General features: G+C 55.5%; 15 protein-coding genes. 6 read left to right on the forward strand and 9 right to left on the reverse strand.

Annotation, left to right across the window (positions count from 1 at the left end; translation table 11 throughout):
• Positions 1-6: 6 nt before the first annotated feature.
• Positions 7-1,479 (reverse strand): glyceraldehyde-3-phosphate dehydrogenase, encoded by a 1,473-nt coding sequence (locus tag ABYP39_RS01885; RefSeq protein WP_372749457.1) that lies wholly within the window; start codon positions 1,477-1,479, stop codon positions 7-9.
• Between the two features lie 225 nt (positions 1,480-1,704).
• Between ABYP39_RS01885 and mfd the strand changes: the two genes are divergently transcribed.
• Both mfd and ABYP39_RS01895 read left to right on the forward strand, forming a co-directional pair.
• Complete coding sequence (mfd, locus tag ABYP39_RS01890; RefSeq protein WP_372780895.1) at positions 1,705-5,139, forward strand: transcription-repair coupling factor; 3,435 nt, start codon at positions 1,705-1,707, stop codon at positions 5,137-5,139.
• Between the two features lie 11 nt (positions 5,140-5,150).
• A complete protein-coding gene (locus tag ABYP39_RS01895) occupies positions 5,151-6,344 on the forward strand; it encodes a CsiV family protein (RefSeq protein WP_372780896.1) in 1,194 nt (397 codons plus the stop codon).
• On the opposite strand, the gene ABYP39_RS01900 is transcribed toward ABYP39_RS01895, so the two are convergent.
• Together ABYP39_RS01900 and ABYP39_RS01905 are read right to left on the reverse strand one after the other, a co-directional pair.
• Positions 6,334-7,074 (reverse strand): S-methyl-5'-thioinosine phosphorylase, encoded by a 741-nt coding sequence (locus ABYP39_RS01900; protein ID WP_372749387.1) that lies wholly within the window; start codon positions 7,072-7,074, stop codon positions 6,334-6,336. The genes ABYP39_RS01895 and ABYP39_RS01900 overlap by 11 nt on opposite strands.
• Entirely contained in the window at positions 7,071-8,210 is a 1,140-nt protein-coding gene (locus ABYP39_RS01905) for a mechanosensitive ion channel family protein (protein ID WP_372780897.1), read from the reverse strand. The genes ABYP39_RS01900 and ABYP39_RS01905 overlap by 4 nt, the downstream gene beginning before the upstream one ends.
• A 277-nt stretch (positions 8,211-8,487) precedes the next feature.
• Here ABYP39_RS01905 and ABYP39_RS01910 point away from each other — a divergent pair, with 277 nt between their 5' ends.
• The 3 genes from ABYP39_RS01910 (at position 8,488) to ABYP39_RS01920 (ending at position 9,994) form a co-directional block, all read left to right on the forward strand.
• The gene (locus ABYP39_RS01910) at positions 8,488-8,799 is read left to right on the forward strand and encodes a DUF6763 family protein (RefSeq protein ID WP_372747978.1); all 312 of its coding nucleotides are present in this window, start codon (positions 8,488-8,490) and stop codon (positions 8,797-8,799) included.
• Positions 8,800-8,955: 156 nt separating this feature from the next.
• Complete coding sequence (lexA, locus tag ABYP39_RS01915) at positions 8,956-9,558, forward strand: transcriptional repressor LexA (RefSeq protein ID WP_372747977.1); 603 nt, start codon at positions 8,956-8,958, stop codon at positions 9,556-9,558.
• 1 nt (position 9,559) lies between these two features.
• Positions 9,560-9,994 (forward strand): hypothetical protein, encoded by a 435-nt coding sequence (locus tag ABYP39_RS01920; RefSeq protein WP_372780898.1) that lies wholly within the window; start codon positions 9,560-9,562, stop codon positions 9,992-9,994.
• A gap of 26 nt (positions 9,995-10,020) precedes the next feature.
• Here the strand turns inward: ABYP39_RS01920 and ABYP39_RS01925 are convergent, their stop codons facing one another.
• The 5 genes from ABYP39_RS01925 to ABYP39_RS01945 form a co-directional block, all read right to left on the reverse strand.
• Complete coding sequence (locus ABYP39_RS01925) at positions 10,021-10,287, reverse strand: hypothetical protein (protein WP_372747975.1); 267 nt, start codon at positions 10,285-10,287, stop codon at positions 10,021-10,023.
• A gap of 92 nt (positions 10,288-10,379) precedes the next feature.
• Positions 10,380-10,859 carry a hypothetical protein gene (locus ABYP39_RS01930; protein WP_372780899.1) on the reverse strand — a complete coding sequence of 160 codons (480 nt, stop codon included), beginning with the start codon at positions 10,857-10,859 and terminating at the stop codon, positions 10,380-10,382.
• Between the two features lie 3 nt (positions 10,860-10,862).
• A complete protein-coding gene (gene topA, locus ABYP39_RS01935) occupies positions 10,863-13,568 on the reverse strand; it encodes a type I DNA topoisomerase (RefSeq protein ID WP_372758216.1) in 2,706 nt (901 codons plus the stop codon).
• Between the two features lie 145 nt (positions 13,569-13,713).
• A complete protein-coding gene (locus tag ABYP39_RS01940) occupies positions 13,714-13,926 on the reverse strand; it encodes a DUF1653 domain-containing protein (protein ID WP_372747981.1) in 213 nt (70 codons plus the stop codon).
• Complete coding sequence (locus ABYP39_RS01945) at positions 13,919-14,419, reverse strand: hypothetical protein (RefSeq protein ID WP_372747972.1); 501 nt, start codon at positions 14,417-14,419, stop codon at positions 13,919-13,921. Before ABYP39_RS01945 ends, ABYP39_RS01940 begins: the two co-directional genes overlap by 8 nt.
• 81 nt (positions 14,420-14,500) lie before the next feature.
• Here ABYP39_RS01945 and ABYP39_RS01950 point away from each other — a divergent pair, with 81 nt between their 5' ends.
• Complete coding sequence (locus tag ABYP39_RS01950; RefSeq protein WP_372747971.1) at positions 14,501-14,935, forward strand: universal stress protein; 435 nt, start codon at positions 14,501-14,503, stop codon at positions 14,933-14,935.
• A gap of 18 nt (positions 14,936-14,953) precedes the next feature.
• Here ABYP39_RS01950 and ABYP39_RS01955 read toward each other — a convergent pair whose 3' ends face one another.
• Positions 14,954-15,202 (reverse strand): glutaredoxin family protein, encoded by a 249-nt coding sequence (locus ABYP39_RS01955; RefSeq protein WP_372747970.1) that lies wholly within the window; start codon positions 15,200-15,202, stop codon positions 14,954-14,956.
• Position 15,203 lies beyond the last annotated feature (1 nt).

A 15,203-nucleotide genomic window follows, 5' to 3' on the forward strand; every position in this document is an offset into this window, starting at 1 on the left:
CATAAATTAACTCTCTTTGGGGTAGATGGCGTAATCTACGCCTGCCATTTTTTCCAGAATACGGTGTACCTGGCAGCTGTAACCGAATTCGTTATCGTACCAACAATAGATCACAGCTGAGCTGCCATTAACAATGGTAGCCTCACTATCGTAGATACAGGCATGGCGCGATCCAACGAAATCGCTGGACACCACCTCTGGCGAGTTTGAGTAATCAATTTGCTTGCGCAGCGGTGAGTGCAGCGCAACCTTGCGCATATACTCATTCACTTCTTCAACGGTAGTTTCGCGCGCGAGGTTGAGTTTCATGATCGCCATGGAAACATTTGGCGTCGGTACTCGAATCGCGTTACCAGTCAGTTTACCCTGCATTTGTGGCAGTACTTTGCCTACGGCTTTGGCGGCACCGGTTTCGGTGAGTACCATGTTCAGCGGGGCGCTGCGACCACGGCGCTTGGCGCTGTGGTAGTTATCAATCAGATTCTGGTCATTGGTATAGGCGTGAACCGTTTCCACGTGACCATTGAGCACCCCAAACTCGTCGTCCAGCGCTTTCAGCGGCGGGGCGATGGCGTTAGTGGTGCAGCTGGCGGCAGAGATGATGGTGTCGTTGTCGCTGATCTCACCGTCGTTGATTCCGTACACGATATTCTTCATATCGCCCTTGCCAGGTGCCGTCAGGATAACCTTGCTGACACCGGGACAGGCCAGGTGCTGAGACAACCCGTCAACATCACGCCATTTACCCGTGTTATCAACAACGATGGCATCTTTAATACCGTATTCGGTGTAATCAATTTCCTGGGGCGAACCGGCGTAGATCACTTTGATTTCGTTGCCGTTGGCAACGAAGGAGCTACGCTCTTCGTCAACCCTGATGGTACCTTTGAACTGACCATGCACTGAATCGCGCTGCAACAGACTGGCGCGCTTCACCAAATCGTCTTCTTTGCCGCTGGGGCGAACAACAACAGCCTTAAGACGAAGGTTCTCGCCGCCGCCGGCCTTTTCGATCAGCAGGCGCGCCATCAGGCGACCGATACGACCAAAGCCGTACAGAATGACATCGCGTGGCTCCCGAGTCGGCTCCGCCGATGTACCGATCAGGTCAGAAACCTGGCTCTTGACGTACTCATCTACTGAGATGCCCTGAGCCTTGCCATCAGTTTCATAACCAACGGCAATCCGGCCTGCATCGATATGGGCAGTACCCAGATCCAGCGTCGCCAGCGACTTGATGACGGGAAAGGTTTCGAATTCGGAGAGCTCGTTTTGCTCCACCTGGCGCACAAAGCGATGCGCCTGCATGATTTCGAGTACCGATTTGTTAACGAGGTTCTGACCGTAGATATAGGTCTTCACATTGTTGTTGCGGTAGAGCTGACCTACTAGCGGTATCATGCCTTCAGCAAGCGCCTCGCGCTCCTTCCAGTCAGCAAAATAGTCAGCCGGACGTGCACGTTTTCTCTCGGTCACGATGGGGTACCCTGTTGATTGCGCGGAAAAATGTGCGCGTATTATCTTTATTCCGCCCCCCAAGTTCAACCGGAACTGCGTGTTTGGGCGATAACAAAGACTTTCGCAGCCCTTGACACCAGCCTTCATTCACCAAAGGCATCAACAGCATTCTGTGAAATTATGGGGTTGGCGCGCTAAAATGCCGCCGCCCTACTCCACTATTCATTGCCAACGGACCCGTTTTACGTGCTGACCACTGGTTTAGACCTGACACTTCGCAAAGGACTCAAGCTACGCCTTGGCTCCGCCCATGCCGCCGCACAAAGCCTATCAGTGGCGGAAATCGCCCAGAATCAGGCATCACCGCTGGTGTTGGTCACCGACAATACCGCGACAGCCTACCGAGTGGAACAGGAACTGCGCTTTTTCGCCCCGGAATTGGACACCCACCTGCTGCCGGACTGGGAGACTCTGCCCTACGACCTGTTTTCGCCACACCAGGACATTATTTCCGAGCGGCTGCGCTGCCTGGCAGAACTACCGAGAATGCGACAGGGCATACTGGTGGTGCCGGTTACCACCCTGCTGCACCGCCTGCCGCCGATGGATTACCTGCATGGTCACAGCTTGCAGCTTCGCAAGGGACAGACCCTCGATCTGGACGCCATGCGGCAAACACTGGAAAAAAGTGGCTACCGACATGTCGATACGGTCTACGAGCACGGCGAATATACACTGCGCGGCGCTCTGCTCGATCTGTTCCCCATGGGCAGCCGGTCGCCCTACCGCATAGATTTATTTGACGACGAGATCGACACGCTGCGAAGTTTCGACCCTGAAACCCAGCGCAGCCTGGAACAGTTTGACAGCGTAGATCTCCTGCCTGGCCGGGAATACCCCCTGGATAACGCGGGCATCAAGGGTTTTCGTGACCGCTGGCACGCCCGCTTTGACGTAGATCACCGCCAGTGCCCAGTTTACCAAGATATTTGTGAAGGAATTGCCAGCGCCGGTATTGAATACTACCTGCCACTCTTCTTTGACAAATGCGCCACCCTCTTCGACTATCTGCCAGACGACACTGCCATTGCCACTATCGCCGGTATAGAGGCGTCTGCAGAGCACTTTTGGAAAGATGCCCGGCAACGTTACGAGCAGCGCGCCGGAGATCGCCAGCGCCCGGTTCTCTCGCCAACAGAGATCTTCCTGACCGTTGACGAACTGTTTGCCCGAATTAAACCGCGGCCCCAGCTGGTTATCCACACTGACCCCCTCCCTCAGGGCACCGGTGGTCACAACCTGCCGTCATCGCCACCGCCGGCGCTACAGATTGACGCCCACGGCGACGACCCTGCAGCGGCGCTACGGCAGTTCAACCAATCCAACCGGGTATTGTTGTGTGCCGAATCCGCCGGCCGTCGCGAAGCGCTGATTGAACTCCTGTCACGTCACGCGATGAAACCCCAGCAAGTGTCCGGCTGGCAGGCTTTTCTCGAGAGTTCCGCCGGATTGTGTGTCACCACGGCAGCACTGGAACACGGCGCAGTTTTGGCCGCCGACAAGCTGGCATTGGTATCCGAAAGCCAACTGTTTGGCCACCACGTGGCCCAAAGTCGACGGCGGCGTAAAGCGACCACGGCAGTTGACCAGGCAGTTAAAAACCTTGCCGAACTGCGCATCGGCGCCCCGGTTGTACACATAGACCACGGCGTCGGACGCTACCAGGGCCTGCAAAGCCTTGAGGTCGGCGAACAGGTAGAAGAGTTCCTGGCTCTGGAATACGCTGACGGTGCCAAGCTCTATGTACCGGTGAGCGCACTGCACATGATCAGTCGCTATAGCGGTGCCGATGAAGCCACAGCCCCACTGCACAGGCTCGGCACAGATCAATGGAGCAAGGCCCGAAAAAAAGCGGCCGAGAAAATCCGCGATGTCGCCGCCGAGCTGCTGGACATCTACGCCAAGCGCGAAGCCCGTACTGGCTACGAATACCAGCTGGAACGTGAAGACTACCTGCGTTTTGCCAGTGAGTTTCCCTTCGAAGAAACCCCCGATCAGGAACAGGCCATCGAAGCAGTACTCAACGATATGCGCGCTCCGCGCCCCATGGACAGGCTGGTCTGTGGTGATGTCGGATTCGGCAAAACCGAAGTGGCCATGCGTGCCGCCTTTGTCGCGGTACAGAACAATCGCCAGGTAGCCATTCTGGTGCCCACTACCCTGCTGGCTCAACAGCACTTTGAATCTTTTCGCGATCGTTTTGCCAACTGGCCGATCACCGTCGACGTTGTATCAAGATTTCGCAGCCAAGCCGAACAAAGCGCAATCATCGACCGGCTGAACGCGGGCAAGATTGATGTACTCATCGGTACCCACAAGCTGCTCAGCAGCGATATCAAATACAAGAATCTCGGGTTGGTCATCATCGATGAAGAGCACCGGTTTGGCGTGCGTCAGAAAGAGGTGCTCAAGGCGCTGCGCGCCGAGGTAGATATTCTGACCCTGACCGCCACTCCGATCCCCCGAACCCTGAACATGTCCATGTCTGGCATGCGCGACCTATCGATTATCGCCACGCCGCCCGCACGTCGTCTGTCGGTAAAGACCTTTGTACGCGAACACGACGACGCCCTGATAAAAGAAGCTATCTTGCGCGAGATTCTGCGCGGGGGGCAGGTGTACTACCTGCACAACGATGTGAAAACCATCGAAAAGGCGGCTCGTGAACTGCAGGAAGACATTCCGGAAATTCGCGTTGCCATCGGTCACGGCCAGATGCGCGAGCGCGAGCTGGAACAGGTGATGAGCGACTTTTATCACAAACGCTTCAATGTGCTTGTGTGCTCAACCATCATTGAAACCGGCATCGACGTACCCAATGCCAACACCATCATCATCGAGCGCGCCGACAAGTTTGGCCTGGCGCAGTTGCACCAGCTGCGTGGGCGCGTTGGCCGCTCCCACCACCAGGCATACGCCTATCTGTTGACACCTCCCGCTCGGCAGATGACCGCAGATGCAGAAAAGCGCCTGACCGCCATCAGTGAAGCTGACACCCTCGGGGCCGGTTTCACCCTGGCCACCCACGATCTGGAGATCCGTGGTGCGGGCGAACTGCTCGGCGATGAGCAGAGCGGCCAGATCAGCTCGGTAGGATTCAGCTTGTATATGGAAATGCTGGAGCGGGCGGTGACCGCCATCAAGGAGGGCCGCACGGTAGACCTTGAAAAGCCGGCCGTGAGCACGGATATCAATCTGCGCCTGCCAGCTCTGATTCCCGACGACTATCTGCCAGACGTACAGGGCCGCCTCATTCTCTACAAGCGCATTGCCAGCGCCGCCAGCGACCATGAATTGAGGGAACTGCAGGTAGAAATGATCGACCGCTTTGGACTTCTGCCAGACGCCACCAAAAACCTGTTCCGGCTAGCCCAGCTAAAACTGGAAGCCGACCGCCTCGGCATTATCAAAGTGGAAGCATCTGCCCAGGGCGGTCGCATCGAATTTTCCGACGAACCCCGGATAGATCCAGCCAATCTGGTCACACTGGTGCAGACCAAACCGGCGCGTTACCGTCTGGAAGGCGCAACGGCATTGCGCTTTTCCGAACCATTGGCTGATAATGAACAACGCTTCGAATTTGTTGAAACCCTGATAAGAGAGTTGGCACCCGCCGCATGAAAACCCGCCCGATGATAAAAACTCGTTACTTCCGGCCGTTTACCGCACTACTGCTGGCCCTAGGGTCTGCTAGCAGTGCGCTAGCACAAAGCTCCCAATCCGGGTCGACGGAAGGCTGGTACCAGGTTCACATGGCGGTATTTGAGCATCGTGGGGACGCTGGTGAACACGACGAACTGTGGCGCAACCAGTTGCAACTGAGGTATCCGCCCAAATTAATACGGCTGAAAACACGCGAGCAGTTTCTCGCCGACCTATGTGGCATCTCAGAACCCGACCCCAGCGTAAACGCTAGCGAAAACCGTCTACTGGACATACTTGAGCGGGTTGACGCCGGCGAAGATTACCCCACTGACAGCTACGAAAACCCGACACCGGCCCAACCACTGGACCCCGCCTGCAAAGAACGCTATCCAGAGCGTTTTCCGGCCAGCGGCGCAGAAACGGCCAAAGCCCGAGCCGACGCCACCGTGGCCTCTGCGCGTGAAATGGTGGGTGACAACACAACAGCAGCAGCAACAAGCAGCGCCCTTACAACGCTGACACCTTACGTACTGGCGCCACAGGTGCCGGACGCTGAATTTGCAGAAATGGTAAAGAAACTTAAAGGTGCCTACCGCTACCGCATGCTGTTCAGTGGCAGCTGGCCGCAACAGTTGGAAACCCGCAGTAAAGCCACGCCACTGTTGGTTCAGGGCGGCAATCAGGTTGGCCGTCATTTTGAGCTGGAGGGTTACGTCAAAATCGCCCTCGAACGCTACCTACACATCGACACCGATCTGTGGCTCAGCCGCTACAATGGCCAAGCGCAAACAGGCTCAGGAGCCTACCGCAGCGAACCGCAAACCCCGCGCATGAACGAGTTTCCGGCCCTGCCAACCCCCTTTCCTGTCAACGACCGCGACAGTGCGGCCAGATTACGGCAGCAGCGTGCAGCCGAGCGCTATGCCCAGCAGCAATATGCTGATGAGTCATTCAGGGACGACAACGAGATGCCGCGCCGACCCAGCAGCAACCTCGACATTCTCATGGCTGAAGACAGTAGCTACTATGTAGAACGCACCGTGGTGATGCGCCAGAACCGGCGCATGCGTAGCGGTGAAGTACATTACCTTGATCACCCACTATTCGGTGTATTGATCAAGATCACGCCGATTACAGCGCCCAAAAGCAACAGCGACAAAACCGCCGCGCTTAACCGCTAACGGTCGCGGCCAGCAGGTTTTTCACGCTTTGCATTCCGCTGTCGATTACTTTTTGGATATCAGCCATAGTAATGGGCTCATCGCTGAGGCCGGCAGCGGGATTCACCACCAGACACAACGAAGCGTAGTCGAGCCCCAATTCCCGGGCCAACGCCGCCTCTGGCATACCCGTCATGCCCACCACGTCAGCCCCGTCACGTAACAATTTCTGCACTTCGGCGGCTGTCTCAAGGCGTGGCCCCTGGGTGCAGGCATAGCACCCATCCTCAACCAGCACCATGGCCTGCTTGGCGGCTGCGTTCAACAGCTGCGCACGCAAATCGTCGCTGTAGGGTGAGCCAAAGTCGACATGGTCCAATCGACCATCGTTGCCATCGAAAAAAGTATGCTCTCGCCCCCAGCTGTAATCGATAATCTGGTCAGGCACCACCAGTGCGCCGGTACCGCAACGCGCGGTGATGCCCCCCACCGCATTTACCGCAAAGACCGCTTTCACGCCGACTTGCTGCAAGGCCCAGATATTGGCCCGATAGTTGATTTTATGCGGCGGCAAACGGTGCCCGTCGCCATGCCTGGGCAGAAAGTAAAAACGGGATCCGCCGTAACGCATGTCGCGCAGTGGCGCGCTGGTTTCACCATAAGGCGTATCCACCACCCTGGCGGCTAACACTTCGGCACCATCCCAATCACATAACCCGGTTCCGCCGATGATGGCTACTGCTTCACTCACGCCGATGTCTCCTGTTGCGCAGTGGCGCCCTGTTCGGCGCCCCCCTGCTCTATCTGATCAGCCACTTCCTGCTGTAATTTAACGGTGGTTGTCGGATAAGCGACATCCGCACCGTGCTGATGAATAATGCCCAGCACATCGAGCAGCACCCGCTGCTTGATCTCGTGGTAGGCCACCCAGTTGGTTGTTTTGGTGAAGGTATAGATGAAAAAATCCAGCGACGACGGGCCAAAACCATTGAAGTTTACAATCAGGGTTTTGTTCTGATCGATATCATCGTGCGATGCGAGGTAGTCTTTAACATCGCGGACGATATCCGCCACTTTGCGAGCGTCGTCGTAGCGTACGCCTATCGTTTCGTAGATCCGGCGATTGAGCATCCGTGACGGGTTTTCCACCGATATTTGCGTGAACGTGGCATTGGGCACATACAGAGGCCGCTGATCAAAAGTGCGAATGCGGGTTTGGCGCCAACCGATATTTTCCACCACACCTTCGATATTCTGGTCAGGGGAACGAATCCATTCACCCACAGCGAAGGGCCGGTCCAGGTACACCATGAGCCCACCAAAAAAATTCGCGAGCAGATCTTTCGCGGCAAAACCTACCGCGATCCCACCGATACCGCCAAAGGCTAATACGCCGGAAATGCTATAACCCAGAGTCTGCATAGCCACCAGCAGCGCAGTAATGATTATCGCCGTTTTGACCAGCTTACCAATGGCCATTACGGTGGTAGGATCGAAGGGCTCTTCCTGCTTGGTGTACTCTCCGGACAATAAGCGGCCTTCCACCTCTCGCACCAGCCCTACCAGAAACCAGGTGATGATCAGCACCGCCAACACCGCACGCAGGTTATTTAGCACCGAAAATATTTCCGCGTCGGAAGTTTGCAGTATCAATTGCAAGGCGTAGCTGAAGCCCACCAGCCAGATCATCCAGTATGCCGGCCGACGTATTGAAGCTAACAGGGCGTCATCCCATACGGTGTGTGTTTTCTCAAGCTTGGTTTTAAGGCGATCCAGCAGCTTGCCGACAACATAATTGAGCAGCGCTGTAACAAGTATCGCTGCGAACACTTTCCACAACCACGGGTAATCTTCTATCTGGACTTTCTGTAGCCAGTTTTCGAACATTGCTCCAATCCCCAATATTTTCCAGACAAGTCTCTTGCTAGATTATTTTATTACGTAAGGCATGCTGCTTATAAGGCCACCGAATAAAAAACCGGTGTTACGGCGGGACCAGTTCGCAGGATCGACGCTTAACCAGATGAAAAGCAAACTATTTTACACATCTTAGGTACTTGTACGTACGCATAGCCACGTGAAATTTTGACTGAAATCGGCCTCTAGACAGCACACGCACTGGTGTTACTTTGTAGCTGTCGCTTCATCTTTGAAGGAGTACGCAATGAATAATGTGAGGCCCCAAATTGGGAGCTGGTATAAAGACCTGCAACTCGGCGCAATCTTTGAAGTGGTCGCTATCGACGATGCCATCGAAACGCAAATGGTTGACGGTGAAATTTGCGAATACGATCACGATAGCTGGAAAGAGCTAGTACTCGAACACGTAGAGGAACCCGAGGACTGGCGCAGTCCCTTTGAGCTCTCTGACGATGACTACCGCGATTCCAGCGATTATTCCTCCGCTGGAAGCTGGCGCGACCCGCTGAGCGAAATCGAACCTGACACCATCAACGGTCTACTCGACGATTTCTGATCCTTTACCGTACCTCTGAGCCATCCCTGTGATGGCTGCCCCCCTTATTCTGTTTGACCCGTCGTCTCTACCCCACACTCACGCGCTAAAAAAAACTTGCGCAGCCAGACTTCCTGTATATACTGACAGTAACTGTATATCCGAACAGGAATAGCAATGAGCACACTGACCGCCAGGCAACAGGAAGTTCTCAACCTAATCAAGCAGTACATAGAAGAAACCGGTTACCCTCCCACACGCGCTGATATTGCCCGTGAGTTGGGTTTCCGCTCCCCTAACGCCGCAGAAGAACACCTGAAAGCATTGGCGCGCAAAGGCGCTATCGAGATGATTGCTGGCGCCTCGCGCGGTATTCGCCTGCCGGAGGGCTCCAGCGGAATCCCCGTGGTGGGCCGCGTTGCTGCCGGCAATCCCATCCTGGCTCAAGAACACATTGAAGAGTACTGCGACATGCCGGGTTCAACCTTTAAACCCCGCGCCGATTACTTCTTGCGAGTACGCGGCGACAGCATGATTGATATTGGCATTTACGAAGATGACCTGCTCGCCGTGCACCGCACGAGCACAGCCAATGCCGGCGATATTATCGTGGCCAGAATTGACGATGAAGTGACGGTAAAACGCTTTAAACCCACCAAAAGCAAATACCAGATTTTACTGCTACCTGAAAACCCCGACTATGAGCCCATTGAAGTGGATTTGAGGGAACAGGATTTTGCCATTGAAGGCCTCAGCGTCGGCGTGTTGCGGAGACATTAATATGGAAACTCAAAACGAAATGTTCGCAGTGAACCCGGCATCGGCCGATGTTCTCAACCTTAACCGTAGTCGCATTGCAGAATTACATCTCCCGGCGAGCAACCCGCTTTCCAGCCAACCACTGCTGACCGGCATTCTGCGCGAGCTCAACGACACCGACGATAACCGGTGGGTCTGCTGGATTGCCGACACGCCAGTCAAAAGCTTTCTAAGCGCAGATGCACGACGCAGAGGCCACCACCTGCTTCAGGTACTGGCCCGAGACGCCAGCGGCACACTGCCCCTCGCCCTGCGCGCCCTTCAGGGCGGCCGCAGCCATACCGTCGTGATGCTGGCACACACCCCCCTGAGCAGAGCCGATTATGCACAGCTGGAATGGGCAGCCAGGAAAGGCCAGGCGGAATGCCTGTTGATTTATCTCGACAGCGCGCAGTGACCTGATAAGGCGCCGGACACGCGGCTTCAGTGAACCGTTTTGTTGTCCGGCGACGTCATATCCAACAGCTCTTCACCTTCGATCTCCTCTTCCATGGTAATTTCCGGGGCTTCAGAAGCAACTTCAATGCCAGCCTGTATCATCGCCCGAGCCACTTCTAGGGGCGGGGCTGCCATAAACTGACGAGAGGCCTCTGAAAAGCTGATAACAACTAGCGGTTCGCTGTCGTCATCAGAGCGTTGCAGGACGATATCCCCGTTCGGCAGTTCCACGAGTTCGAGGTAGGAAAACACACTGACACCTTGTTGGATTCAGGGCCAAGCCCTTTGGTTGGGGAAATTGTAACAATCCCAGCTCACAGGAGCCAATGAAAGTCTGGCAGCCTTCAGTATTCCTGCTGGCCGTCCCGATGGCGGTCAAACAGGGACTGCAGCTCATCCGCCACGCTATTCAGCGTGGTTTCATCCCAAACGCGCCCGGCAGTAGATACTGCTATCACGTCATCTGCGGCACTGGCAGTACTGACTGCCAGAGGCAAAAAGTCTTCAGCCAGCAGGTTTTGCAGCCACGGCTGATGCACTTCCCGTTCGGCCAACTCGACCATCTCAGGTATCGTCTGCCCCATCCGCTCCAGCTCGGCACAACCGTGTTGAGCAGACACCGGCCGCAGCGAAATCTCACGCTGCTCACACAAATCCGCTAGGTGGCAGCGATACGCCAGTTGTAAATGAAATATCGCGTGATGCCGGTCTACCGTATCACTGTGCTCACCCCAGTACGGATCAAGCGGCTGTGAAAATCGGGCAATACATTTGCGCGCGAGAAACAATTCCAGATTGGCATGTGCGCGTACTGAAGCTGCCACCGCTTAATCCTTTTTAGCCGTCTTTTTTGCGGCAGCTTTCTTCTTCGCCGCTTTTTTCTTGGCGGGCGCTTTTTTCTTCGCGACCTTCTTCTGCACGTCCCAGCGACCGTTTACGTAGTAAGCAGCCCAGCCTGTTGGCTTTCCGCCATCCTCTGTCTGGACATAATGTTCCTGGCTCTTGCGACTGTAGCGGATTACCGCTGGTAAGCCAGCGTCGTCAGCTACGGGAGCATCGAACAGGTAGCTGTACTTCGGATCAATTTCCTCTTTGTGTGGCAGTATTTCAGCCACCAGTGGCGCGCGCGTCTCACGATTTTTCGGAAAGCCCTTCGCTGCCAGAAACAGACCAGCAGCACCGTCGCGCAGCACGTAGTAATCGTCCACTTTTTCGCAGGCCAGTTCAGGCATAGGCACCGGATCCATTTTCGGCGGGGCCGGTTCTCCACTGCGCAAAAGTTTACGAGTATTTTTACATTCATCAGCGGTGCAGCCGAAATACTTGCCAAAGCGGCCTGTTTTCAACTGCATATCGGCGCCGCATTTATCACACTCGATGACAGGGCCATCATAGCCTTTGATCTTGAACTGTCCCTGCTCCACCTCGAAGCCGCTGCAGTCCGGGTTGTTACCACAGACATGGAGCTTGCGAGATTCGTCAATCAAGTAGCTGTCCATGGCGGTATTGCACTTGGGGCAGCGATGGCGGTTAATCAACAGCCGCGATTCTTCTTCGTCGTCTGCGTCCGCCCGAACCACTTCGTCACCGGGAATCAGGTTGATCGTACGCTTGCAGCGCTCTTTGGGGGGCAATGCATAGCCCGAGCAACCCAAAAACACGCCGGTACTGGCCGTGCGCACCTGCATGGCTCGACCGCAATCAGGGCAGGCTATATCGGTTTCCGACGGTTGATTACTGCGCATGCCGTTGTCGTCGGATTCCGCCTGCTCAAGCTTGCTGGAGAAATCCGAATAGAACTCATCCAGTAGCGCACGCCAGTCTTTTTTAGCGCCGGCCACCTCATCTAAGGCTTCTTCCATGTTTGCGGTAAAGCTGTAATCGAGCAGATCACTGAAGCACTCCACCAGGCGATCAGTCACAATATCGCCCATTTTCTCAGCGTAAAACCGCCGGTTTTCTACCCGCACATAACCGCGATCCTGAATGGTGGATATGATGGATGCATAGGTAGACGGTCGACCTATACCTCGTTTTTCGAGTTCTTTAACCAGCGACGCTTCGGTGAAACGCGGTGCCGGCTTGGTAAAATGCTGTGAAGGGTCTAGTTTGACCAGCGCCAGGGTATCTCCGACGTTAACATCGGGCAGCTCGGTGTCTTCCTCTTTTTTGCTGCCAGCTGGTGGCTGGGCCCGCAGGTAGCCGTCAAAGCGCATAACCCGGCCACGGGTTTTCAGCTCAAACTCTCCGGCCTTAACGGTCACACTGGTACTAGTGAACTGGGCCGGCACCATCTGACAGGCGACAAACTGCCGCCAAATAAGGGTGTACAGCCGCTCCGCATCACGCTCCATGCCTTTAAGCTGGGTTGGTAGCAGAGTGACGTCCGAGGGGCGAATCGCTTCGTGCGCTTCCTGGGCGCCCTCCTTACTGCTGTAACGGTTAGGCGACTCCGGCAGATACTTTTTGCCGTATTCTCCCTCGATATAGTCGCGACACTGGGCCACCGCATCATTACTGAGGTTGGTGGAGTCGGTACGCATGTAGGTGATGTAGCCAGCCTCGTACAGCCGCTGAGCCAGCATCATGGTCTTCTTAACCCCAAACCCCATGCGCGTACTCGCGGCCTGCTGCAAGGTTGAGGTGATATAGGGTGCGGATGGGCGACTACTAGTGGGTTTGTCTTCCCGATCTGCCACGGTGAATGTGGACTCTTTGAGAGCATCCACCGCTGCCATCGTTTGCGCTTCATTACCGGGCCTGAAATTCGCATCGCCCTGCTTTTTTACTTCCAGCCGCAGCGGGCCGTTGTCATGCTTTAGATCGGCATGGAGCTGCCAGAATTCTTCTGGAATAAACGCCCGAATTTCACGCTCGCGCTCTACAATCAAACGCACCGCAACCGACTGAACCCGCCCCGCAGACAGGCCCCTGGCAACCTTTGACCACAGCAACGGCGACACCATGTAGCCCACAACGCGATCGAGAAAACGGCGTGCCTGCTGAGCATTAACGCGGTTCAGATCGAGCTCGGATGGTTTGGAAAACGCTTCGGTGATCGCCTTTTTGGTGATTTCATTAAACACCACCCGACGATAGCGAGATTCGTCGCCAGCAATGGCCTCGCGCAGGTGCCAGGCAATCGCCTCCCCTTCGCGGTCAAGGTCCGTTGCGAGGTACACGTAATCGGCGTCTGCCGCCAGCTTCTTCAGCTCGGCGACCACCTTTTCCTTGCCCGGCAGGATTTCGTATTTGGCTTTCCAATCGTGTTCAGGGTCTATCCCCATCCGATTGATCAGCTGCTCTCGCGATTTCTTGCGCTTATGAGCCGCCTTTTCTTCCGGCGACATTTTGCGAGTTTTGGCGGCAGCCTTGGCACGCTCCTTGGGATCAACAGCCTGTTTGCCACCACCACTGGTAGGCAAATCCCGGATATGGCCGACACTGGACTTGACCACAAAGTCGGGGCCCAGGTACTTGTTGATCGTTTTTGCTTTCGCGGGTGATTCCACGATTACCAGCGATTTGGCCATAATATCCTTCTAACATCATGCTGATCCGGTGACTGTTGCCACGTCGAAGAGGCGACATATATAAGACCTCACTTGCGGCGGGTCAAGCGCAAGTCCGAATTTGGCAAGGAATTTGTGGTGCGCAACCCACACAAGACAATCTGATTCAGCAAGCGGATTCATAGGCAAAACGCGGCACCGACGCTTCACCAACCTGTACATTTTCAGTAAACATGGTCAATGGCCTCACCCACAACCCGCGCTCACCATAGAGCGGCCGATATACCACCAGGAGCTCTTCCGTCTCGCTATGTCGGGCAGTACCAAGCACCTCGTATTCGCCCCCTTTATAATGACGATATCGCCCAGGCTTAGGTATTTGTTTTTCGGCCAATTGCCGTTCCCCCTGCCAATTGTCGTATGTCTTCAAGCAGCATTGCGACCTGCTCTACCGTAGTTTCATCACCGCGCTCACGCCAGTAGAGCACGTAACCTTCAGGTGTTGAACCAAAGCCCACCATATCGGCACCCATCCTGGCGCGCAATGCCGGGAGAGCATCCACAACCGCCTCAGGACAGCTACCATCAATATCCCTCTCGCCGTCTGGCGCCTCCCGCCAAACAAACCAGTGCGGGCGGATTCGGTTGCGTTCGCGCTGCATCCGCAAGCTATACGCGACGCCTTTAGCTGCCGCCTCCTTGCGTACCTTGCTGCGATGCGATTGCGGCAAATCTACCAAGCTGATAGCCAAACCCAGCTGCTGCGCCCGCTCTCGCAAACGCGCCTGTCGCTTTTGCGCCGGGCTCGGCATGACCCACATGATGGGGGCTACGACAAAGGCGACAACGATAAAACCAATCAACCAACCCACAATTTGACCCTCGAAAACTGGACGCGCACGGAAATTTCATCCTTAATTAGATTACAGCCTACATTTGGAGGGCGATACTATATGCAAAACTACCAGCGTGTTGTAACAGCCATCGACCTTTCCGAAGAGTCCGCCGCAGTGGTCGACCGCGCCAACAATATCGCGGCCCGCAACTCCGCAGAACTCCACCTAGTCCATGTGATAGAGCCGCTTAGCCTCGCCTACGGCGGCGATATTCCCATGGACTTTTCCGGCGTGCAGGATCAATTGCAAGAGCAGGCTGAGAAACAACTGCGGCAGTTCGGCGAGCGCTATACACTCCCGTCTGATCGTCTACACTTACTGATCGGCAGACCTGAAAGCCAAATACATCAGCTGGCAGATGATATCAGTGCCGACTTGATTGTCGTTGGAAGTCACGGCCGACAAGGGCTTGCGCTGATCCTGGGCTCTACCGCTAACGGCGTATTGCATGGCGCCCACTGCGATGTTCTTGCGGTCCGGGTGGGTCAATAAGTCCAGACCGGTGCATGATCACGCCGCAGCTAACCAGTGCACAACGGCCTGAGCATCGAAAGGCCAGCCCAGCTCACTGCCGTTGCTGCGCCTGACAACAGGGATAACGATGCCATAGCGCTCCATCAGCGTGTCATCGTCTGCGATATCCACCTTTTCCAATGTGAATGCCAGCCCGCCCGACTGCAGTTCAACAAGCAAGGCTTCAGCCAGTTCGCATAGGTGGCACGCGGAGGTGCCGTATAAGATAAGCTTTTCTACCGCCATA

This window comes from Litorivivens sp., assembly GCF_041625495.1.
Taxonomy (GTDB): Bacteria; Pseudomonadota; Gammaproteobacteria; order Pseudomonadales; family Spongiibacteraceae; genus Litorivivens.

Coding starts and splice junctions, on each gene's coding strand:
- ABYP39_RS01920 (WP_372780898.1), top strand. CDS start 9,560: ATGGAAACTCAAAACGAAATGTTCGCAGTGAACCCGGCATCGGCCGAT.
- ABYP39_RS01905 (WP_372780897.1), bottom strand. CDS start 8,210: ATGTTCGAAAACTGGCTACAGAAAGTCCAGATAGAAGATTACCCGTGG.
- ABYP39_RS01895 (WP_372780896.1), top strand. CDS start 5,151: ATGATAAAAACTCGTTACTTCCGGCCGTTTACCGCACTACTGCTGGCC.
- topA (WP_372758216.1), bottom strand. CDS start 13,568: ATGGCCAAATCGCTGGTAATCGTGGAATCACCCGCGAAAGCAAAAACG.
- ABYP39_RS01955 (WP_372747970.1), bottom strand. CDS start 15,202: ATGGCGGTAGAAAAGCTTATCTTATACGGCACCTCCGCGTGCCACCTA.
- lexA (WP_372747977.1), top strand. CDS start 8,956: ATGAGCACACTGACCGCCAGGCAACAGGAAGTTCTCAACCTAATCAAG.
- ABYP39_RS01910 (WP_372747978.1), top strand. CDS start 8,488: ATGAATAATGTGAGGCCCCAAATTGGGAGCTGGTATAAAGACCTGCAA.
- ABYP39_RS01950 (WP_372747971.1), top strand. CDS start 14,501: ATGCAAAACTACCAGCGTGTTGTAACAGCCATCGACCTTTCCGAAGAG.